This window comes from Halosimplex rarum (genome assembly GCF_047715405.1).
Classification (GTDB): Archaea; Halobacteriota; Halobacteria; order Halobacteriales; family Haloarculaceae; genus Halosimplex; species Halosimplex rarum.
The window spans coordinates 297,979-317,627 of the sequence record NZ_CP180412.1; the positions used below are offsets into that span (position 1 = coordinate 297,979).

18 protein-coding genes and 2 tRNA genes are annotated in these 19,649 nt (G+C 66.7%); 9 read left to right on the forward strand and 11 right to left on the reverse strand.

Annotation, left to right across the window (positions count from 1 at the left end; all coding sequences use genetic code 11):
- Positions 1–166: 166 nt before the first annotated feature.
- Positions 167–757 (forward strand): HalX domain-containing protein, encoded by a 591-nt coding sequence (locus ACMGFH_RS01385; RefSeq protein ID WP_415380989.1) that lies wholly within the window; start codon positions 167–169, stop codon positions 755–757.
- 136 nt (positions 758–893) lie between these two features.
- Here the strand turns inward: ACMGFH_RS01385 and ACMGFH_RS01390 are convergent.
- A tRNA-Met gene (locus ACMGFH_RS01390) sits at positions 894–1,028 on the reverse strand.
- A 702-nt stretch (positions 1,029–1,730) separates the two neighbouring features.
- Between ACMGFH_RS01390 and ACMGFH_RS01395 the strand changes: the two genes are divergently transcribed.
- The gene (locus ACMGFH_RS01395; RefSeq protein WP_415380990.1) at positions 1,731–3,188 is read left to right on the forward strand and encodes a hypothetical protein; all 1,458 of its coding nucleotides are present in this window, start codon (positions 1,731–1,733) and stop codon (positions 3,186–3,188) included.
- An 11-nt stretch (positions 3,189–3,199) separates the two neighbouring features.
- Here the strand turns inward: ACMGFH_RS01395 and ACMGFH_RS01400 are convergent, their stop codons facing one another.
- Positions 3,200–3,559, reverse strand: a complete 360-nt coding sequence (locus tag ACMGFH_RS01400; RefSeq protein WP_274325145.1) for a DUF5830 family protein — start codon at positions 3,557–3,559, stop codon at positions 3,200–3,202.
- Between the two features lie 116 nt (positions 3,560–3,675).
- Between ACMGFH_RS01400 and ACMGFH_RS01405 the strand changes: the two genes are divergently transcribed.
- Positions 3,676–4,341, forward strand: coding sequence for a TVP38/TMEM64 family protein (locus ACMGFH_RS01405; RefSeq protein ID WP_415380991.1), 666 nt, complete (start codon positions 3,676–3,678; stop codon positions 4,339–4,341).
- Positions 4,342–4,381: 40 nt separating this feature from the next.
- Here the strand turns inward: ACMGFH_RS01405 and ACMGFH_RS01410 are convergent, their stop codons facing one another.
- Positions 4,382–4,501, reverse strand: a complete 120-nt coding sequence (locus ACMGFH_RS01410; protein WP_415380992.1) for an HVO_2523 family zinc finger protein — start codon at positions 4,499–4,501, stop codon at positions 4,382–4,384.
- Positions 4,502–4,656: 155 nt separating this feature from the next.
- Between ACMGFH_RS01410 and ACMGFH_RS01415 the strand changes: the two genes are divergently transcribed.
- The 3 genes from ACMGFH_RS01415 (at position 4,657) to ACMGFH_RS01425 (ending at position 6,919) form a co-directional block, all read left to right on the forward strand.
- Positions 4,657–6,267, forward strand: a complete 1,611-nt coding sequence (locus ACMGFH_RS01415; RefSeq protein WP_415380993.1) for a molybdopterin-dependent oxidoreductase — start codon at positions 4,657–4,659, stop codon at positions 6,265–6,267.
- Positions 6,268–6,341: 74 nt separating this feature from the next.
- Positions 6,342–6,617, forward strand: coding sequence for a winged helix-turn-helix domain-containing protein (locus ACMGFH_RS01420; protein ID WP_415380994.1), 276 nt, complete (start codon positions 6,342–6,344; stop codon positions 6,615–6,617).
- A gap of 5 nt (positions 6,618–6,622) precedes the next feature.
- Positions 6,623–6,919, forward strand: coding sequence for a hypothetical protein (locus ACMGFH_RS01425; protein ID WP_274325149.1), 297 nt, complete (start codon positions 6,623–6,625; stop codon positions 6,917–6,919).
- A gap of 410 nt (positions 6,920–7,329) precedes the next feature.
- Here the strand turns inward: ACMGFH_RS01425 and ACMGFH_RS01430 are convergent, their stop codons facing one another.
- From ACMGFH_RS01430 to ACMGFH_RS01465, 8 genes are all read right to left on the reverse strand, one after another.
- Positions 7,330–8,004, reverse strand: coding sequence for a rhomboid family intramembrane serine protease (locus ACMGFH_RS01430; RefSeq protein WP_415380995.1), 675 nt, complete (start codon positions 8,002–8,004; stop codon positions 7,330–7,332).
- A 5-nt stretch (positions 8,005–8,009) separates the two neighbouring features.
- Positions 8,010–11,228, reverse strand: a complete 3,219-nt coding sequence (locus ACMGFH_RS01435; RefSeq protein ID WP_415380996.1) for an adenosylcobalamin-dependent ribonucleoside-diphosphate reductase — start codon at positions 11,226–11,228, stop codon at positions 8,010–8,012.
- Between the two features lie 648 nt (positions 11,229–11,876).
- On the reverse strand, positions 11,877–12,353 hold the full coding sequence (locus ACMGFH_RS01440; protein ID WP_415380997.1) for a type IV pilin: 477 nt from the start codon (positions 12,351–12,353) through the stop codon (positions 11,877–11,879).
- Between the two features lie 582 nt (positions 12,354–12,935).
- Positions 12,936–13,007: transfer RNA gene (locus ACMGFH_RS01445), tRNA-Ala, on the reverse strand.
- Positions 13,008–13,131: 124 nt separating this feature from the next.
- The gene (gene rpsJ, locus ACMGFH_RS01450) at positions 13,132–13,440 is read right to left on the reverse strand and encodes a 30S ribosomal protein S10 (RefSeq protein WP_006885248.1); all 309 of its coding nucleotides are present in this window, start codon (positions 13,438–13,440) and stop codon (positions 13,132–13,134) included.
- A 3-nt stretch (positions 13,441–13,443) separates the two neighbouring features.
- Positions 13,444–14,715, reverse strand: coding sequence for a translation elongation factor EF-1 subunit alpha (gene tuf / locus ACMGFH_RS01455; RefSeq protein WP_415380998.1), 1,272 nt, complete (start codon positions 14,713–14,715; stop codon positions 13,444–13,446).
- A gap of 250 nt (positions 14,716–14,965) precedes the next feature.
- Positions 14,966–15,922 carry a homoserine dehydrogenase gene (locus tag ACMGFH_RS01460; protein ID WP_415380999.1) on the reverse strand — a complete coding sequence of 319 codons (957 nt, stop codon included), beginning with the start codon at positions 15,920–15,922 and terminating at the stop codon, positions 14,966–14,968.
- Positions 15,919–16,452, reverse strand: coding sequence for an amino acid-binding protein (locus tag ACMGFH_RS01465; RefSeq protein WP_415381000.1), 534 nt, complete (start codon positions 16,450–16,452; stop codon positions 15,919–15,921). Before ACMGFH_RS01465 ends, ACMGFH_RS01460 begins: the two co-directional genes overlap by 4 nt.
- Before the next feature lie 187 nt (positions 16,453–16,639).
- Here ACMGFH_RS01465 and ACMGFH_RS01470 point away from each other — a divergent pair, with 187 nt between their 5' ends.
- Genes ACMGFH_RS01470 through ACMGFH_RS01480 form a run of 3 tightly spaced genes read left to right on the forward strand, consistent with a single transcriptional unit; the run spans position 16,640 to position 19,640 of the window.
- The gene (locus ACMGFH_RS01470) at positions 16,640–17,875 is read left to right on the forward strand and encodes a hypothetical protein (RefSeq protein WP_415381001.1); all 1,236 of its coding nucleotides are present in this window, start codon (positions 16,640–16,642) and stop codon (positions 17,873–17,875) included.
- Positions 17,876–17,899: 24 nt separating this feature from the next.
- On the forward strand, positions 17,900–18,973 hold the full coding sequence (locus ACMGFH_RS01475) for an ABC transporter permease (protein ID WP_415381002.1): 1,074 nt from the start codon (positions 17,900–17,902) through the stop codon (positions 18,971–18,973).
- Positions 18,966–19,640: an ATP-binding cassette domain-containing protein gene (locus ACMGFH_RS01480; RefSeq protein ID WP_415381003.1), complete on the forward strand. Its 675-nt coding sequence runs from the start codon at positions 18,966–18,968 to the stop codon at positions 19,638–19,640. Before ACMGFH_RS01475 ends, ACMGFH_RS01480 begins: the two co-directional genes overlap by 8 nt.
- Positions 19,641–19,649: the final 9 nt, after the last annotated feature.

Genomic DNA, 19,649 nt, shown 5'->3' on the forward strand with positions numbered 1-19,649 from the left:
ATTTAATCTCGTCGGTGACTGAGCGCCGAAGTCCGCCGCCCACGTCACCCGGCAAACGACCACTGCACACCGCTTTCGGTTTTCACCGCTGATAATCGATGGGGTGGATTTATGGGTTGGTTTGTCCGATAGTCGATAATCCGTATCTCCAATTACGGGACTTACGATGATATCGCCGAAGAGCAACTCCGAGGACGTGACTGTTCTCGTCGTCGACGACGAACGGGACATCGCCGACCTCTACTCCACCTGGTTGGGCGAGGAGTACGACGTCCGGACCGCCTACGGCGCCGAGGAGGCGCTCGACGAAGCAGACGACGCCGTCGACGTGGTGTTTCTCGACCGGCAGATGCCGGAGATGAACGGCGACGAGGTGCTCGAAGCCCTCCGCCAGCGGGAACTGGACTGCCGGGTCGTGATGGTGACGGCGGTCGACCCCGACTTCGACATCGTCGACATGCCCTTCGACGACTATCTCACCAAGCCCGTGATGCTGGAGGACCTCTACGAGGCCGTCGACCGGATGTTGACCCGGGAGAACTACGACGACCGCATGCAGGAGTTCTTCTCGCTGGCATCGAAGAAGGCGACGCTCGAAGCCGAGATGGAATACGCCGAGCTCCAGAACAACGAGGAGTACAAGCGACTGGAAGCAGAGGTCGAGACCCTCCGCCGGGAGGCCGACCAGTCCGTCGCCGAGGTCAGCGACACCGAGGACTTCGAGACGCTGTTCCAGGAGTTCCCCGGCGACGCCTGAGAGCGGTCTTCTTCGGCCTCGACGTTCTGTCCCAGATAGCCGTCGCTCACGAGTGTGCGGTCGGTCTATCGCAGAGCTCCCGTTCGAGAAATCGCCACGTACCCACCTCTATCCGATGTAATTGACGGACGAAGTATGCCCGGGGAGGGCTCCGAACCCTCGATCTCCGCATGTCCCAGGTCCGAGGCTGACGGGCCTCGTGGGGGCATGCCGGCTGCCGCGCAAGGAAACCCTATGAGTGCGGCGCTATGTCCAGCTAAGCCACCCGGGCGCACTTGCTGGTACTGTGGTATCGGCCTTTAACCTTCTCATCTCCGGCGGACGTTCGTCTCGATCCGGCCGCCGTCCCGTCGTTTCAGTGATCGGTACGGACATCGCGTGATGGCGACGTTCAGTATCGGTTGCTTGTTGAGCAGTGATTTCTGTGGGTTCGGTTGCGGAATGAAGTCGAGTCAGAGTGACCGCAGCCAACAGTAGGCGTTGAAAGCCCTTGGCGCGCTCGCGGTCGCTGAGCGACATACCCTCGCTGCGCTCGGGTAGTGGTCGCTCAGCTGACTCCGCCCACTCCGTTCACCGCGAGCGCGCCTCGCCCTTTCAGTCCGCCAGGACGTCAGGACCCTCACCGCACACCATCGCGCCTCACACCTCCCCAACCGATTGCGGTGCTCACTCCGTTGCGCTCCTCATCCCTCGCACGGTGCAGTCGCGGCACGGAGGCCGCGACAGCGCGCGCCACCGCAGTTGTTCACTCTGCGGGCTGTACTGAGCATCCGGCGCCTTCGGCGCCGGTTCACCGGACGCAAGGGAGCGAAGCGACCGCCGCGTCCGGCCTTTTTCACCCATGTTTTTGCCGTCCGGGTTCCCCGCAGCGCGCCGTAGGCGCGCGAGGAAACCCGGGCGGGAAAAAGATGGTCGGTAAAAAGATGGTGGCGCCACCCTCGGTTTTATACACACGGACGGGTACACCTCTGCCATGGACATCCCGGACCTCGTCAAGGGGGCACTCGGCGACGAGGAGATCCAGGCTGGCGTCTCGCTCGGCGACGAGGACGCCGTCTGTCTCACGCCGACGCGGACGCTCGTCTATCGCGGCGAAGGACTGCTGAGCGACGAACAGGTCGAGGAGTACTCCCACGACATCGAGCAGCTCGCCGTCTCGGAGGGTCGTCGGAAGACGAAGTTCACGATGCAGTACATCGACGGCACCGAGTCGTTCACCGTGCCGGCCAACCGCGGCGACAAGGTGCTCGCGCTCTTCCTCGAAGGCGTCCTCCGACTCGACGGCGTCATCGAAGCGCGCGAGTCGGTCGCGGGCGTCTACCGGTTCAGCGAACTGACGCTCATCATCACCGAGGGCCGACTGATCAAGCACATCGGCAACCAGGTGTGGACCGAGGACTTCGAGGTCTATCCGTACGAGGACGTGACTGGCCTCGAGTTCGAACGCGCGAGCGTCGCGACGAGCATCGCGCTCTCGGTCGACGGTCGGCCCCAGCGAGTCAAGGTGCCCAACGACAAGGCGCCCGTCGTCCGCCAGACGCTCGAAGAGGCGCTGTTCGGGTACTACGACGTGGGGTCGATCGAGGAACTCAACCGCGTCGTCGGCACGGACGACGCGACCGAGGCCGGCGGCGTCGAGGCGGCGGACGACGCCGACGACGGGTTCGCGTTCGGCGACGACTTCGACCCGCTCGTCAGCGACGAGGACGACGACCTGACGGAACCGGTCGAGGCGAGCGACGGACCCGCGGGAGACGCCTTCTCCGAGCAACCGGCCGACGCCGGCCAGCCGGAACAGACCGGCGGGTCGCCGGACCAGTCGACAGAACCGGCGACCGGCCAACCGACCGAGTCGACGAACGCGTCCCGTGGAGTCGGAAGCGGTCAGGAAGGCAGCGCCGGGCAGGTCGGCGGTTCGGGTTCGCCCGAACGGTCCCAGTCGTCCGAGACAGGTCAGCAGCAGTCGTCCGGGACAGGTCAGCAGCAGTCGTCTGAACCCGCTTCCCCCGAGCAACAGTCTCCAGGAGCGTGGGCGAGTGACGCGGCCGCGTCGACGACGGACGAACCGCAGACCAGCGCGGCGTCCCCGGATCAGCCGCGACAGAACGCACAGAACGCGAGATCGGAGACGACCCCAGCACAGGGGACCACGGGCGGATCGGCCGTCGAATCCGGGCAGTCAGCGACCGAGTCGACGGCGGCCGCGAGTGATCCCAATCGGTCGGCCGAATCGGACACGGAGCCTCCGTCGTCGTCGGTATCGGCCGCGGACCAGTCGGCCGACGGCGAACCGATCAGTCGCGAGGAGTACGAGGCGCTCGCCGAGCGCGTGGAGGAGCTGACCGACGCCGTCGACCGGCAGAACGAACTGCTCAAACGCCAGCACCGCGCGCTCAAACAGCTAGTCCAACAGAACCAGCAGTCCGAGTAACTCGCACCCGCTCAGTCGCTCTCGCGGCCCGTGACCTTTCTGATGCACGAGGAGCCGAAGGGCCCGTGTTCGCCGGCGTCGAACTCGATGAAGTAGCCGGTCGTGATGCCCGCGCCGCAGCGCTGGCAGGTGAACTCCCCTTCCTTGCTGACGACGTCGCCCTCGAAGCTGAGGTAGTCGCCGGAGGTGGGGACGACGGTGTCGCCGTCGCGTTCGATGATCCCTCGCCGCTCCGCGGTTTCGAGGATCTCGCGCGTGACGGCGGGATCGCTCGTGACCGTCTCGATCCGGTCGACGGCGTCAGGGAGCGACAGCTCCGCGTGTTCGAGGTGGGCGAGCAGCTCCAGGCCGAGTTCGACGCGGTCGTCCACGCTCGATGGTGTGTTCGCCCGCGAAGTAAGCGTTTCCGCGTCGCGTCCGGTCGGCGCGCCAGCGAACCGGCGGTCGGACCACAAGACTTGTACTGATTTAGTAGAGATGGCAACCGATGGCAGTCAGTCGGGCGACGCGTCGCCAGTTCGGAAGCCTCGGAGCGGTCGGCGCCGCGCTCGCGGCCGCGGCGCTGGCCTTCTCGCCGAGGGTCGTGCTGGACTCGATCGCCGGTCTGTCGGCGCACCCGTGGCGGTTCCTCGCGGTGCTCGTCGTCCTGTACCTCGCGCGCCCGTTCCTCCTGTGGCCGGTCAGCGCGCTCTCGCTGACCGTGGGGTACGTCCTCGGCGCGACCTACGGGATCCCGGTCGCCATCGCGGGGACGCTCCTCTCGAACACGACGCCGTTCCTGCTCGCTCGCTACGCCCGGACCGACGAGGGGATCGTCGGACTCACGACGCGGACCAGCGACAAAGTTGTCGAAACGGTCGGCGAGTTCCGCGGCGTCGTCGCTGCACGGCTCGCGCCGCTGCCGGCCGACGTCGTCTCCTCGGGCGCTGGCCTGTCGGACGTGTCGCTGCGAGCGTATCTGCTCGGGACGCTCATCGGTGAATCGCCGTGGATCGCCGCCGAGGTGATCGCCGGCGCGTCGATGCACACGCTCTCGGTTCACGGCCTGCGCCACAGCCTCGCGCTGTTCGCCGCGGCGACGAGCCTGTCGGCGCTGCTGATCGCTCGGCCGGCCTACCGCTACGTCCGGGCGGAGTACGACCTCGGGGTCTGAGTCGACCGACGCGCCGGCGGTCGACTCGCGCTCGTCGGAGTCAGTAGAAGGTGTCCGAGCAGTCGTAGACGACGCCGTGTTGGGGGCAGACGTACTTGCAGTGGCGGTGTATCATCGGCCGCTCGCAGCGAGGGCAGGGGCGGCCGCTGGCGTCGCTCATATCGGCACGTCGGTGGAGCGGCGCTTGAATCTTGTTCTCCCCGCCAGTGTCCCGAGGTCGATCGGGGCGAATCGGCTGGAAACCGAACGAATTCTAGACGGAGTCCGACGGGTTTTCGAACAACGCCTATTGGCGGGGACGGCCCACTCCGAACCATGACGGAGTACACGCCGCTGTCGGACCGGTACCCGCCGGGATTCGGGACCGTCGCGGTCGCGCTCGCGGCGGGCGTCGCCGGACTGCTCGGGTCGTTCGGCGCCGCCGGGTTCGCGCCGGGGTTCGTCCTCGCGCCGGTCGAGAGCACGCTCTCGCGGGTGATGCCCGGCGCGCTGATCACCTTCGCGATCACGGTGCTCGGCGACCTCGGCCAGACGCTCAACGTCGCGCTCGCGGGCACGCTCGTGGCGGGCCTGTACGCGCTGCTCGTCGGCCTGACGATCGGTATCGGGCGACAACTGGACGAACGGCTCGTGCCGCTCGCCGGCGGGCCGGCGGCCGTCTGGGCGGCGACGGCGGCGCTGACGCTCCGTCCGGGACTCTCGCTCGGTGCCGCCGTCGGTGCCGGCGTCGTCCTCTGGCTGACCGACCTCTCTCGGTCGGGCGAGCGCTTCGTCGGTCGCCGCGACCCCGACGGACGGCGTCGCGTCGTCACCGCAGTCGGCACGGCCGCCGCGGCGAGCGCCGTCGGCTACTCGATCGGGCGGCGGAGCGGCCGGGCCGCGAGCGCCGGCGCTGCCGGTGGGAGCGGTGGCGCCGACGACGGTTCGGGCGGCGATCCGGCGGTCTACGGGAACGTCGACGTGCCGACGTTCGACGTCGACGACCGGCTCGCCGCCGCGGACGAGCGCACCTTCGACGTCGCCGAGTTGGAGCCGCTCGTCAGCGAGGAGTTCTTCAACGTCTCCTACAGTTCGGTCTCCCCGACACCCGACGCGGCTGAGTGGGACCTCTCGATCACCGGCGAGGTCGAGGAAGAGCTGTCGTACTCCTACGCGGACCTGCGCGAACGGGAGTTCGAACACCGCTTCGTCACGCTGCGCTGCGTCGGCGAGTCGCTCAACGGTCACAAGATGGACACCGCCCTCTGGAGCGGCGTCCCGATCGCGCCCCTGATCGAGGCCGCGAACCCGGAATCGGGATGTGACTGCGTCATGCTCCGCGCGGCGGACGACTACTACGAGGAGTTCCCCGTCGAAGCCCTCGAAACGGGGATGCTCGCGCTCGGGATGAACGGCGGGACGGTCCCGCGGGGACACGGCGCGCCGGTCCGCGCGCTCATCCCCGGCCACTGGGGAGAGATCAACGTCAAGTGGATCACCGAGATCGAGTTCCTCGACCGCGAGCGGGACGGCTACTGGGAGCAGAAGGGATGGCACGGCACCGGCCCCGTCAACACGGTCGCCAAGCTCCACGCGACCACCCGGACCGAGGACGGACAGATCCTGGTCGGTGGTCACGCGTACGCGGGCACGCGCGGAATCGACAACGTCGAAGTCTCCGTCGACGGCGGCGACACCTGGAGAGACGCGGACCTCACCGACCCGCTTCCGGGCGCGACCGGGGCCGTCGAGGACCCGCCCGAGACAGCCGACGACGCGTGGCGCCAGTGGACGTATGCCTACGATCCGCCCGAGGGGACCCACGAGGTCGTCGTGCGCGCCACGGACGGGACGGGTGAACTGCAGCCGGAGGAAGAGACGGACGCCTTCCCGAGCGGGCCGACGGGGTGGGTGAGCGAGTCCATCGACCCGGCCAGCGTGCAGTGACGCCCGACTCGTCGGCTGTGTCAGGAACCAGCACGCATAAATCGCAGGCGCGGAACAGGAGAGTACGACAGTCGATGGAGAAGGCACTGTGGTATCTGCTCGCCGGGACGCGCGGCGGGGAGAACCGCGCGCGCATCATCCGGTTGCTCGACGACCGGCCGCGCAACGCCAACAGGCTCGCCGATGCGCTCGACGTGGACTACAACACGGTGCGACACCACCTCGACGTCCTGCTGGAGCACGACGTCGTCGAGCGCGGCGGCGACGACTACGGCGCGATGTACTTCCTCACCGACCGCTTCGAACACCACCGCGAGGAGTTCGAGACGATAACCGACAAAATGGAGTGATACACATGGCGATGCACACCTGGCTGACCGTCGCGACCGCCCTCGCCGGGCTGAACGCCCTCCTGCTACTCGCCCTGGGCGCCGTCTGGCTGCGCAACTACCGCACGTTCGGCACGAACCTCATCCTCGGCCTGCTCGCGTTCGCCGGCGTCATGCTGCTGGAGAACCTCGTCGCGATCTACTACTTCTTCAGCATGCAGATGCTCTACGCCAGCGACCCCGTCGCCCAGCAGGCCGTCGTCGTCCTCCGCGCCCTGCAGTTCCTCGCCCTGCTCTTCCTGACGTACGTCACGATGCAGTAGCGCGGCCGGTTCAGCGCGGCTGTTGTCCGGTATGCTTCTTCGGCACTCCGTTCTTCGTTCTGGCGCGCGCTGTCGCGCGTGTTCGAGCACTGCGAGAACCGCGCGGCGTAGCCGTGCGAGGGACGAGAAGCGCACCGAGCGAAGCGAGGGAGCATCGCAGTCGGCTGGGGAGGTGTGTGGCTGTCTGCGGTGCTGTGCGGTGCGATGCGGATTCCCTGGCGGACTGAAAGGGCGAGGTCCGGTCGCGGATGGTGCGCGGGCCCTATCCGAGCGCAGCGAGGATATCCCGCACAGCACCCGCGAGCGGGCCGAGGGCTTTCATCGCTTGTTGTCTCCTGTGTCGCGATCGACTGCTAGCGAGCGCGCTGAGGGCTTCGTCTACATGCCACTGGCCGCAATTGCGACGCGTCCTATCGATCCTCGACACGGGAACCAAACACAGAACGGCTCGGACGCACGAGTCCGAACCCGACTCCGATGAAGACGCCGGTCAGGTGTCCCACGACGCCCACCCGCGCCGTCCCGTACGCCAGGCTCACCAGTCCGAAGACGGCCTGGCCGACGACGAAGCCGCCGAGCAGCACCCACACCCAGGTCGCGTCGCCGTGCCACTCGCCGGTCGCGAGGCGGTACCGCAGACTGTCCACGACGACGAGCGCGGTCATCGCGAGGACGATGCCGCTAGCGCCGAGCGTGCCGACGGACCGGCCGCCGACGCCCACGACCACGTACGACGCCACCTGCGCCGCAGTCGTCGCGACGCCGGAGACGACGGCCAGACCGAGGAACTGCCGGCGGCCGAGCCGGCGCTCGACGATCCCGCCGAACAGGAGCAACTGCACGACGCTCGACCCGAGGTGTCGGAAGTCGGTCGGGAGGTGCGCGAGCGGGGCGAGCAGCCACCCGACCGAGGGGTCGCGGGTCGCGACGAAGAACTCGACGAACGCGGCCCGGCCGAGCCGGGTCCAGACGTACCACTCGGCGGCGAAGACGAGACAGAAGAGCAGACAGAGAGAGATAGTCGTCGGAACGGTGCGGAGCCAGCGGAGCCCCCGCGCCAGCGGCGACGCGGGGGCCTCGCTCATCTACGTCAGCACTCCGACCAGCCGCAGGACTCGCAGGTCTTGCAGCCTTCGGAGTAGTACAGCGAGAGGGAGCTACACTCCGGGCACTCCGGGCTCTCGCCGGCGTCGATCAGTTCCTGCTGGGCGTCCTCGGAGGCCTCCCCGGCGTCGGGACCGGGCTCGCCGGCGTCGCTGCCGGGCTTGGCGTCCATGGAGACGGACGCGCCGCCGTCGGTCTCGGGTTCGGCGGCGGAGACGTCCTGGTTGGGGTTGCTGTCGTCGTCGCTCGCGGTTTCACCGCTCGCGCGTTCCGAGGCGCTCCGCGCCTCGCGCTCCTCGGCGGTCTCCTCCAGGGTCTTCTGCTGGGGGTAGCCCTTGTCGATCTCGTCGTCGAGGTAGCGGCGCAGGGCCGTGCCGATGGCGTCCGGGATGGACTGGATCTGTTCGCCCTTGTCCCAGGCGACCTTCGGACTGCGGATGCCCTGGAGTTCGTCGGCGATCTCGTGGGGGTCGACGCCCGCACGGAGCGCCGTCGAGATGGTCTTGGCGAGCGCCTCGGTGAACGAGGCCGTGAAGCCGCCGGAGTTGCCGATGTTGGCGAACAGCTCGAAGGGGCGCTCGGCCTCGGGGTCCTCGTTGATGTTGACGTAGAGCTTCCCGTAGCCGGTGTCGATGCGCTGGGTGACGCCGTGGAGCACGTCCGGTCGCGTGCGCTTCTGAGCGTAGTCCGGACGGTCGCCGTCTGCGGCGCCGAGCAGCTGCTCGGTCTCCTGCGCGACGGCAGTCTGGACGGCGTCCTCTTCGAGGAAGGCGTCGAGGCCGCCGAAGACCTCCTCGATCTGGGCGACGACTTCCTCGGCGTCCATCTCGGCGAACTCGGCGTTCTGGGCGCGCGTGGTGAGCACCTGCTTCGAGCGGGTGCCGTCGCGGTAGTAGGTGACGCCCTTGCCGCCGTGGTCGTAGATGTACTCGAAGACATCCTGGGCGTCCTCGGTCGTCGAGTCGTTGGGCGCGTTGACCGTCTTCGAGATGGCCGAGTCGACGCCCTCCTGACAGGCGACCTGGATGCCCGCGTGGGCCTTCGCCGAGAGGTCGCCCGTGGTGACGAACAGCTCGCCGACCGCGTCTGGGACCGTCGAGAGGCCGTCGACGCCGTCGAACTCGTTGTTGGCCATCTGCTCCTGGGCCTCTTCTTTCACCGCGTCGATGTCGAGGTCGTTCTCCTCCAGCACGCGCAGGAAGTAGTCGTCGAACTCGACGAGCATCTCGTCGCCCTGGACGTCGTCGGAGACGTTCTTGTAGTAGGCGACGTTGTAGATAGGCTCACAGCCGCCCGTGGTGTTGCCGACCATCGACGTAGTTCCGGTCGGCGCGATGGTCGTCGTGTTGTGGTTGCGGATGGCGAAGCCGTCGGCCCACTCGTCGGCGTCGAGGCCGGTCTGCTTCTCGAACCACTCGCGGTACTCGGTCGGGTTCGCGAACTTCGAGTTGTCCCACTCCACGAAGGCGTCCCGGTCCTCGGCGAGTTCGTGGCTTGCCCACTTGGACTGGTGGTTGATGTGACGCATGAGCTGGCGGGCGACCTCGTTGGAGACGTCGTCGCCGTACTTCATGCCGAGCTGGATGTACAGCTGGGCCAGCCCCATGACGCCGAGACCGATCTTGCGCATCTCGCGGACCTTCTGCTCGATCTTCGGCACCGGGAAGTCCGACATCGTGACGACGTTCTCGAGGAACCGGGTCCCCATCTCGATGCGGTAGTCGAACGACTCGAAGTCGATAGCCTCCTCGAGGAAGGCGCCGACGGCCTCGTCCAGGGAGTCGTACTCGTCGCGGTGCTCGTCCGACCAGACGCGCCAGTCGGGCGCGTCGCGGGCCGCGAGCGTCGAGAGGTTGATGTGCCCCAGGTTACAGGCCTCGTACTCTTCGAGGGGCTGCTCGCCACAGGGGTTCGTCGCGAGGATCTGGTGGTCGGGGTGCTCCTCGACATCGAAGGAGTGCTCCTTGTTGACCCGTTCGAGGTAGATGACGCCCGGTTCGCCGTTCTCGTGGGCGCCGTCGATGATGCGCTCCCAGACCTCGGTGGCCGGGACGGAGAGCACCTCGCCGACCTCGACGTACTCGCCGAGGTCGAACATGTCGTAGAGCTCTTTGGTTTCCGCGGTGGCGACGTGTGGTTCGCCCGTGCGCGGGTTGGTGAAGGTGAACTCCTCGTCGGCCTTGACGGCCTCCATGAAGTCGTCGGTGATGCCGACGGAGATGTTGAAGTTCGAGAGGTGGCCCTCGACGGCGTTGCGCAGGTGCTTCGGGACCTTGCCGTCGTCGTCGATGAGTTCGCGCGCCTCGTCGAGCGCGTCCGCGAAGGAGTTGTGCGTGAAGTCGTCGGGGTCGTTCAGGCGCAGGGTGTGCGCGAGCGAGACGTCCTTGTTCTTGGCGTGGATGAACTGGATGACGTCCGGGTGCGAGACCCGCATGACGCCCATTTGCGCGCCGCGGCGGGCGCCCCCCTGGGCGATGGTCTCGCACATCTGGTCGAACGTCCGCATGAACGTGATCGGACCCGACGCGATGCCGCCCGTCGAGCCGACCGCGTCCCCGTACGGCCGGAGCCGCCAGAAGGCGTAGCCCATGCCACCGCCGGACTGGAAGACCTGCGCGGCCTCCTTGGCGGTCTGGTGGATGTCGTCGATGTCGTCCTCGGGCGAGTCGACGAAGCAGGCCGACAGCTGCTGGAGTTCGTCGCCGGCGTTCATCAGCGTCGGCGAGTTCGGCATAAAGGACAGATCCTCCATCAGCGTCTGGAACTCCTCGGCCGTCTCCTCGACGTGGGCCCGGACCTCGTCGGGGAGCTCCGGGACGACCGTGTCGTAGGCGAACTTGTTGACGTTGTGCTGGGTGAGCGTCGTCTCGGCGTCGTCGTCCGCCGTGGTGCCCGCACCGAAGACTTCCTCGGCGAGCTCGTCGCGCCGCGGGTGGTCGGGCTTGAGCTGGTCGGGCGTGACGGTGACTTCGACGTCCTGGTTCCCGGCCTCGTAGACGGCCTCGGCGAGCGCGATGTTCTTCGCGACGCGAACGAAGAGATCCTCCTGGTCCTCGATGAGTTCGCCGTCGGCGTCCTTGCGCAGATAGCGCGCGGGCAGAATGTTGTGATACGCGTTGCCGGTCAGGCGCTCTTCTAACGTCGCCCCCTCGGTGCGCTTGATCGGCAGGTCGATGTCGCCAACCCCGAGATCGGCGTTACTCATGCGTCGCACCCCTCCGGGTGACGATGTCGGCACCGGATCGAGAGCGTGTCCGCTGTGGCCTCATACCTATCATTTGTGACGGAAGTTCTGTTTGTTTCGGTCCCAAATAACCCTTTGGTTGCGGGAATCTATCCAGCGATTCAGGTGTCTGAATTCCGAGTGGTCGCGCCGCTATGGGGGGTTCCTGGCTACGTAACCGTGCGTTCTGTTTCATGCGGCGAGTTCCTATTAAGACTAGTCGGACCAGAGTGAAAGTAGTTCGGAATATCGGGGAACCGCGGGACGTGGGGGGAATTTGCAATCGAAGCGATGGGGGGTTTCGCCTGGAGATCCCATTCGTGTGCCAATCCGTGACGAGACGTTCGACTGTCGATCTGTTCTTCTCGTAATTCTTATACTATAGCCGGTGTCGTGATAGAACCGGCTGCCTTAGTGCGGTCCCGGAAAGGGCCGGATCTTTATATAAGATATATTAGTTTTAGGCAGGCAGTTCGTGGCGTTTCTGTTGTGTTGGATGTCGTCGTTGGTGACACGCCGGCTACCGGCAGGCGAGAATTCTGGTCGGGTTACGCTACGGACGAGCGATTGGAAACAAGGCGCTGTTGGCACTATCGGTCGGTGAAAAAACGGAAAGAAAGCGACGCGCGATTAGGCGTCGGGGCCGGTCTGCTCGTTCAGCGTCGACGAGGTGTCGCCTTCGGGCGACTCCCAAACGACGCTCACGTCGTACGTGCTTTCGACACCAACATCCACCGACTGCCCGGACTTGACCTCGCTGTTAGGGCCGAAGAACGTACCACCCTGAGTCCACGAGCCTTCGGTGATATGCGTCTCAGTTGGACTGGTACTGAATCCGCTCCCGCGAACGTACAGATTTGACGCATCAATCGTTTCACCACTCTCGTGTGAGAGCGTCAGAAGACCGTATTCAGTACCACCACTGGATCCGGTCTGTTCGTAGTTCATGCCGATCGTTGCGGTTGGCGTCGGGTCGTTGCTCGGACCCATGCCGAGCACGAACGATGCGATGACGGCCGCGAGGATGACCGTGATCGCGACCATCAGGATGACGCCGATGACCGGCGACACCGCGTCGTCGTCTTGGAATAGCTGCTTGATATCCATGATTCCAACTGGCAACTACCTGGGTAGTACCATAAAGGGGGACCGTCGTTTCGGATAATCCGGTAATCAAGACTGACTATCTGGCGTTATCTGGTAACGAGTATGCTTTCAACGCCACGTAGATTTCTCGGTAGAAAGTTTATACCTCGACAAATGGTGTGTTCGAGACATTCTGTCATCAATTCATAATGACAACGGGAACGGACCATTTCGGCATGCGGTGGCCGCTCGGTCTCGACAGCATCCGAGTACGCCTCCAGTTGGGCCCGTTGTGTACTGCGTCCATGCTGGAGGTGCTAGTGCTTCTGGGTCGTCGTTCGCTCCGTTCACGAGACTGAATCAAACCGCGATTCGCCACCGATGCTTCGCGCGCAGGGTCATTAGTCGCCAGCGTCCGCGCGACTGCAGCGCGCGGTTCTCCGGACGCGAACGCAGTGAGTGTCCGGCCTTCCTCGTGAGCGAAGCGAACGAGGGCTCGTCAGAGTGAAGCTCTGACGGCGTTTTCACCCATGTTTTTGTCGGTGGGGTTCCCGCAGCGAGCCGAAGGCTCGCGAGGAAACTCCACCGGGAAAAAGATGGTAGTGGACTCGCGGGGATTTGAACCCCGGGCCTCTTCCTTGCGAAGGAAGCGATCTACCGCTGATCTACGAGCCCGCGTATATCGCTCGCAGCGCAGAGGGGATAAGTCCTGCGCGTGAGAGCGGCTTTGGGAATCAGTCACACGCCGTCGCCATCGGGCGACCGGGCGACTGTGGCGGCGCGTGCCGCCGACCCCTCTCTAGTCCTCGAGGACGATCTCGATGGAGACGTCGTTCGGGACCTGGATGCGCATCAGCTGGCGCAGCGCGCGTTCGTCGGCGTCGATGTCGATGAGACGCTTGTGGACGCGCATCTCCCAGTGCTCCCACGTCGCAGTCCCCTCACCGTCGGGGGACTTGCGAGTGGGGACCTCGAGCGTCTTGGTCGGGAGCGGGATGGGCCCCGACAGCTCGACGCCGGTCTTGTTGGCGATGTCGTTGACCTCGCCGCAGATCGAATCGAGGTCTTCGGGACTGGTGCCGGCCAGCCTGACGCGTGCTTGCTGCATGAGTTATTCGCGCTCGTTGACCTTCATGACCTGACCGGCTGCGATGGTCTGGCCCATGTCGCGGATGGCGAAACTCCCGAGCTCCGGGATCTCGCTCGCGGACTCGATGCTGAGCGGTTTCTGCGGTCGGATGGTGACGACCGCGGCGTCGCCGTTCTGGATGAAGTCCGGGTTCTCCTCCTCGGCCTCGCCCGTGGCGGGGTCGATCTTCTGGTCGATGGACTCGATGGTACACGCGACCTGCGCCGTGTGGGCGTGGAAGACCGGGGTGTAGCCGGCCGTGATGACCGACGGGTGCTGCATCACGACGATGCGGGCCTGGAAGGTCTCGGCGACCGACGGCGGGTCCTCGGCCGGACCACAGACGTCACCGCGGCGGATGTCGTCCTGACCGATGCCGCGGACGTTGAATCCGACGTTGTCACCGGGGCCGGCCTGGGGCACCTCTTCGTGGTGCATCTCGATGGTCTTGACCTCGCCACCGACGTCAGACGGCTGGAAGCTGACGTTGTCGCCCGTGTTGAGCATCCCGGTCTCGACGCGTCCGACGGGGACGGTACCGATACCGGAGATGGTGTAGACGTCCTGGATCGGGAGTCGGAGCGGCGCGTCCGTCGGCGGCTCCGGCTCGGGCAGCGCGTTGAGCGCCTCGAGCAGAATCTCGCCGTCGTACCAGTCGGTGTTCTCGGACTCGCTGGCGATGTTGTCGCCCTCGAAGGCCGAGACGGGGATGAACTTCGCGTTCTCCGTGTCGAAGCGGACCTGGTTGAGCAGGTCCGTGACTTCCTCGACGGCTTCCTGGTAGCGGCCTTCCTCGTAGTCGACGAGGTCCATCTTGTTGATGGCGACGATCATCTCGCCGATGCCCAGCGTGCGGGCCAGGAAGACGTGCTCCTGGGTCTGCGGCTGGACGCCGTCGTCGGCGGCGACCACGAGCACGGCGTTGTCGGCCTGGCTCGCGCCCGTGATCATGTTCTTGACGAAGTCGCGGTGGCCCGGACAGTCGACGATGGTGAAGAAGTACTCGTCGGTGTCGAACTCCTGGTGGGCGATGTCGATGGTGACGCCGCGCTCTCGCTCCTCGGCGAGGTTGTCCATGACGTAGGCGAACTCGAAACCGCCCTTGCCCTTCTCCTCGGCTTCCTCTTTGTGCTGTTCGATGACGTGCTCGGGGACGCTGCCCGTCTCGTAGAGCAGTCGTCCGACGAGTGTGCTCTTCCCGTGGTCAACGTGGCCGATGATGGCCAAGTTCTGGTGCGGTTTGTCTTCGCTCATTGTTGTATCTCACGCGCAGAGGCGCTATGTGGGAATCTTTTGGCGGTTGGTGTTAAAACCATTTCGATAGCGACTCCACGCCATCCCGCCGCCGTCTTGCGATTTGGCAACCGGTCTCACGGACCGTGGGCGGTCGAGTACCGGCCGACCGGAGTCGAGCCGCTACGGCCGATCTGGAACTGGTGAGTGAGTGCGGACGGGCTGGGAAGCAACGGAAGAACTGCGGGCGAGCACCCGGCCGAAACGCAGTTCAGTCGTCGCCGAGCCGTCCGACGTCGGCCAACACGGCCGAGGCGGTCTCGGGTCCGCCCGCGCCGCGCCCGGAGACGTTGAGCCGGCCGGCGTGCTCGGTCTCTAGCTGCACGATGTTGTTCGTGCCGGTCACGGCCAGGGTCCCGTTCGCGGGGACGAGCCGCGGGCCGACCCGCACCTCGCCCGCGGCCGTGACCTCGCCGATCAGCCGGACCGTCCGGCCGTCCTCGGTCGCGAGGTCGAGCGCGCTGCCGGGGATGTCCTCGATGCCCTCGACGTCGGCGTCGTCGAGCGTGTACTCGCGGCCGTTCCCGTGGAGGACGTTCGCGAGGATGACGAACTTCAGCGCGGCGTCGGTGCCGTCGACGTCGAAGGTCGGGTCGGCCTCTGCGACGCCCAGGTCCTGGGCCTCCGCGAGGACGTGCTCGTAGTCGAGCCCCTCCGCGGCCATCCGCGTGAGGATGAAGTTGGCCGTCCCGTTGAGGACGCCGCGGACGGCCGTGATGTGGTTCGGGTCGAAGTCGGCCACGGTCGAGAGGACGGGCATCGCTCCGCCGACGGTCGCCTCGAAGAGGACGCGCCCGTCGCTCTCACGTTCGAGCTCGCGCATCTCGGCGTAGCGCTCGGCGACCGGTCCCTTGTTCGCCAGCACGACGTGGCGGTCGCGTTCGAGCGCGGTCCGGACGTGGCCGAACCCGGGCTGGGCGTCGCCCAGCGTGGTCGGCGTCGCCTCGACGAGGACGTCGTACTCCCCGTCGAGGACCTCCTCGGGCGCCGCGGTCCCGACGGAACCGTCGGTTCGTTTGGATTCCAGCGCGCTCGCCACGTCGATGCCGTCGGGGTCGACGGCGGCCGACGAGGAGTCGGCGAGGGCCGTGACAGTGTGGCCGTAGTCCGCGGCGAGTTCGGCGACCGAGGCACCCACTGCGCCGGCGCCGAGCACGGCGAGTCTCACGCCGCATCACCCGCCGTGAGCGGCTCGATCAGACGCAGATCCTTCCGGTCGGCGATGTCGCGGAGGGCCGCGAGCGTCGAGTCGGTCTCTCCTTCCTCGGTGGCGAGCCGCAGACGCGCGCTCGACACGTCGTCGGTCCCCTCCGGGGCCGACAGCGAGAGGTCGGTGACGGTCGCGTCGGTCGACTGCTGGATGCGAGAGAGTGTGTCCGAGAGGTCCGTGTCGACGATGTGGCCCGAGACGACGATGGTCAGCGACTCGCTGTAGTGCTGCGTGCCGGCCTGGATGACGTTGATGCCCGCTTCGCGCAGCGCGTCGACGATCTCGTCGAAGCGCTCGGGCGTCGCTTCGAGGTCGACCTCGACGGGGATGTGGCCGCGCGGCGTGAGGTTCCCCCGCTCGTGGAAGATAGACAGCAGATTACCGCCGTTGTCGGCGATCGGGTGGAGCGCCCGGAGGAGTTCGCCCGGCTCGTCGACCAGTTCGAGTCTCACTGTGTACGCGCGTACCTCGTCGGTCGAGTCACTCATCGCCCGATCACCTCCCTGGTGCGCTCGCGTGCGCTCATTACGGATGACTCACAGTGGGCGGCTATATCAATCCGGCCATTCCGCTCGTCCCGACGGTAGCGACTGGGACCGCTGAACCGATACTTATTACTGACATGTCTCTGTACCTACGCCCGTAATGCCCTCCAGTAGCTTTCCGACCGGAGTAATGCGCAGCACAGCCGCCAAGGCTGTCGTCGCCGTCGCGTTTCTCGCGATCGGCGGCGTCGCCGCGGCGCAGATCGGCGTCTTCAACGGCGTCGCACAGGAAGACCACGAATCACTCGAACACGTTCCCGACGGCGTCGACAGCGTCGCCACGCTCGACGTGAGCGTCGTCGAGGAGGACGTGAGCACGACGCTCTACGCGGCGGCCTACAACGCGACCGTGGGCGCGAGCGAGAGCGACGAAGAATCCCCGGTGACCGCAACTCCCGGGGACGAGGAAGACGACGATAGTGACGCGTTCGAAGACGGCGCCATGACCGAGACGTCGCCGGCCGAGATGGTGCCGGCGAACCTCTCGGCGGCGCTCGACGAAACCGAGAACCAGACCGGGCTCGACCCGCGTGCGGCCGACGAGGTCGTCATGTTCAACCAGCAGCGCAACTACAGCCAGCCCCAGTACTCGGGCGCCGTCGTCTACGCTGACTGGTCCGAAGACGACGTCATCGCTGCAGTGTCCAACAGCAGCGACAAGGAGTACGAGAACACGACCGTCGACGGCGTGACGGTCTACCAGCCCGTCGAGAACGAGAGCGACGAAGAGGACGAACTCAGCTTCGGGCCGCCCGAGCCCGAGGAGTGGATCGCCGTGCTCGACGAGGGCGAGTACGTCTTCGGGACCCAGGACGCAGTCAACGACACGATCGACGTCGCCGCGGGCGACGCCGAATCGGTCGACGGCGACCTGGCGTCGGCATACGAGGAGACCCGCGACGACGGCTACCTCCGCTACGCCCAGCGCTCCCAGAACGTCAACATCACGGAGATCAACCGGACGATGGGCCAGCAGACGGGTCTGAACGTCACCGCGTACGCGCAGGCGTACAACGACCTCCACGTCACCTCGGGTTCGTACTACATCGCGGAGGACGACACGCTCGGCTTCGAGTCCCGCATCCTGACGAACTCCACGGACACCGCACAGGACGTCCAGGACATCACGCAGGGATTCATCTCCATCCAGGCGGGGGCCATCCAGAACGAGACCCTCGAAGACCAGCTCCGCTCGACGAACGTGACCCGTGACGGGACGACCGTGACCGTCACCCGCGAGACGTCCGTCGACACCGCCGTGACGCTCATCAAGTGGTACGGTTCGATCCTGACCGACACCGGATCGACGACCGGGGCTGCGACCGGTAGCGCGAGCGCAAGCGCGACTGCAGAGGGCACCGCCTAAGGGCCACCGCCCTTCTTTTCTCGCATGGCAGTCGGACCGTACGCTGAGAAGGAACTACACTGGGTGCGACGAAACTGGCCAGCGGTTGCGCTGGTCTTCTTGGTCGTGCCCGCCTCGTTCGGGCTGGCGACCGCTTCGTTCGACCGCACCGTCCCCCAGGACGTCCCCGTCGCCGTCGCACCGGCGAGCGACGCCGTCACCGACGACGAACTGCAGGCGGTCGCCGGTCTCACGCGCTCGGTCGCCGCCCCGCGGCAGTTCGACTCGTCGACCGCCGCGCAGACGGCGCTCCGCCGCGAGGAGGTCTACGGCGCCGTCACGGTCGGCCACGGCCTCTACGAGCGCGGTGCGAACGTGACGCTCTCGTTCGCGATCGACGGCGGGATGGTGACCTACGCCGAGCCGTCTCGGGCGGTCGCCGCCGCGCTGGGCGATCGGGCGTCGGTGTTCCCGTCGACCGTGACCGTCGAGCACCGCGTCGTCGGTCCCGAGCGGACGCTCCCGGAGTTCCTCTTCGCCACGGGCCTGCTGTACCTGCTCGCGATCTACGCGTTCACCTACGTCCCGTACCACCTCGCTCGCGAGCGACGGGTGTTCGACCGCGTCCGCGTTGAGTCGTCGCTGTGGGCCATGCTCGCCGCCAAAGCCGCGCTGTTCGGCGCGCTCGGTGCGGTCGCCGTGGGGAGCATGGGCCTCGTCGGCGCGGCGCTCGGCTATCGGGTCGCCGTCGCGGACCCCCGAGCGCTCGGGGTCCTCGCGCTCACCGGCGCGTCCCTCGTCGCGGTGAGCCTCGGGGTCTCCTTTCTCACCCGCTTCTCGGTCGCCGGCCGGTTCGTCAACGTCGCGATCCTCGGGGGCACCGTCGCCTTCGCAAACCCCGTGTATCCCACCGGCTTCTTTTCGGCCACACGGCGCGCGCTCGCGGGGTGGATGCCCGTCTACCACGCGACCGTCGTCGTCCGCGCGTTCGCGCTGAAGGACCTCTCGGCGGGGCTGTTCACCGATCGGTTGCTCCTGGTCGGCGGCGTCGCCGTCGCCTCCCTGTGCTGGCTGGCGGGGAGTGTCGTCGTCTTCCAGCGGAGGGGTCGCGATGGGTGACTGCGGCCCGGAGCCGGAGATACGCCTCGACGGCGTGACCAGGCGCTATGACGGCGTCACTGCCCTCGACGGGATCGACCTCCGGATCGGCGCCGGCGACCTGCACGCGCTCGCCGGCCCCAACGGGTCCGGGAAGTCGACACTGTTCGCGCTCGTGCTCGGCCTCGACCGGCCGACCGCCGGGACCGTCCACCGACCGGACGGTCGGATCGGCTGTGGCTTCCAGACCCCCAGCGTCTATCCCGGCCTGAGCGTCGACGAGAATCTCCGGATATTCGCCGCGATGGGCGACGCCGGCGACGAGTGGCTCGCGACGGTCCGCTCGGACCTCGGTCTCGACCCGGTCCGCAACCGCGTCGCCGCCGACCTCTCCGGGGGGTATCAGCGCCTGCTCGACGTCGCGCTCGCGTTCGTCCGCCGACCGGCGTTCGTCCTCCTCGACGAACCGCTGGACGAGCTCGACGACGCGGCCCGCGAGCGGGTGATCGGCTTCGTCGCCGATTACTGCGAGGGCGAGCGCACGGTGCTGGTCTCGACGCACCATCTCGACGCGTTCGGTCCGTCGCTCGACCGCCTCACCGTCCTCGCCGACGGCCAGGTCGCGTTCGACGAGCGCGTCGACGAGCGGGACGACCACCGTGACCTGTATCGAGAGTTGGTGGCGTAGCTGACGGTT

Bases quoted from the DNA above. Each gene is read 5' to 3' on its own strand.
- ACMGFH_RS01385 (WP_415380989.1), top strand. From the start codon at position 167: ATGATATCGCCGAAGAGCAACTCCGAGGACGTGACTGTTCTCGTCGTC.
- ACMGFH_RS01395 (WP_415380990.1), top strand. From the start codon at position 1,731: ATGGACATCCCGGACCTCGTCAAGGGGGCACTCGGCGACGAGGAGATC.
- ACMGFH_RS01405 (WP_415380991.1), top strand. From the start codon at position 3,676: ATGGCAGTCAGTCGGGCGACGCGTCGCCAGTTCGGAAGCCTCGGAGCG.
- ACMGFH_RS01410 (WP_415380992.1), bottom strand. From the start codon at position 4,501: ATGAGCGACGCCAGCGGCCGCCCCTGCCCTCGCTGCGAGCGGCCGATG.
- ACMGFH_RS01415 (WP_415380993.1), top strand. From the start codon at position 4,657: ATGACGGAGTACACGCCGCTGTCGGACCGGTACCCGCCGGGATTCGGG.
- ACMGFH_RS01420 (WP_415380994.1), top strand. From the start codon at position 6,342: ATGGAGAAGGCACTGTGGTATCTGCTCGCCGGGACGCGCGGCGGGGAG.
- ACMGFH_RS01425 (WP_274325149.1), top strand. From the start codon at position 6,623: ATGGCGATGCACACCTGGCTGACCGTCGCGACCGCCCTCGCCGGGCTG.
- ACMGFH_RS01430 (WP_415380995.1), bottom strand. From the start codon at position 8,004: ATGAGCGAGGCCCCCGCGTCGCCGCTGGCGCGGGGGCTCCGCTGGCTC.
- ACMGFH_RS01435 (WP_415380996.1), bottom strand. From the start codon at position 11,228: ATGAGTAACGCCGATCTCGGGGTTGGCGACATCGACCTGCCGATCAAG.
- ACMGFH_RS01440 (WP_415380997.1), bottom strand. From the start codon at position 12,353: ATGGATATCAAGCAGCTATTCCAAGACGACGACGCGGTGTCGCCGGTC.
- rpsJ (WP_006885248.1), bottom strand. From the start codon at position 13,440: ATGCAGCAAGCACGCGTCAGGCTGGCCGGCACCAGTCCCGAAGACCTC.
- tuf (WP_415380998.1), bottom strand. From the start codon at position 14,715: ATGAGCGAAGACAAACCGCACCAGAACTTGGCCATCATCGGCCACGTT.
- ACMGFH_RS01465 (WP_415381000.1), bottom strand. From the start codon at position 16,452: ATGAGTGACTCGACCGACGAGGTACGCGCGTACACAGTGAGACTCGAA.
- ACMGFH_RS01470 (WP_415381001.1), top strand. From the start codon at position 16,640: ATGCGCAGCACAGCCGCCAAGGCTGTCGTCGCCGTCGCGTTTCTCGCG.
- ACMGFH_RS01475 (WP_415381002.1), top strand. From the start codon at position 17,900: ATGGCAGTCGGACCGTACGCTGAGAAGGAACTACACTGGGTGCGACGA.
- ACMGFH_RS01480 (WP_415381003.1), top strand. From the start codon at position 18,966: ATGGGTGACTGCGGCCCGGAGCCGGAGATACGCCTCGACGGCGTGACC.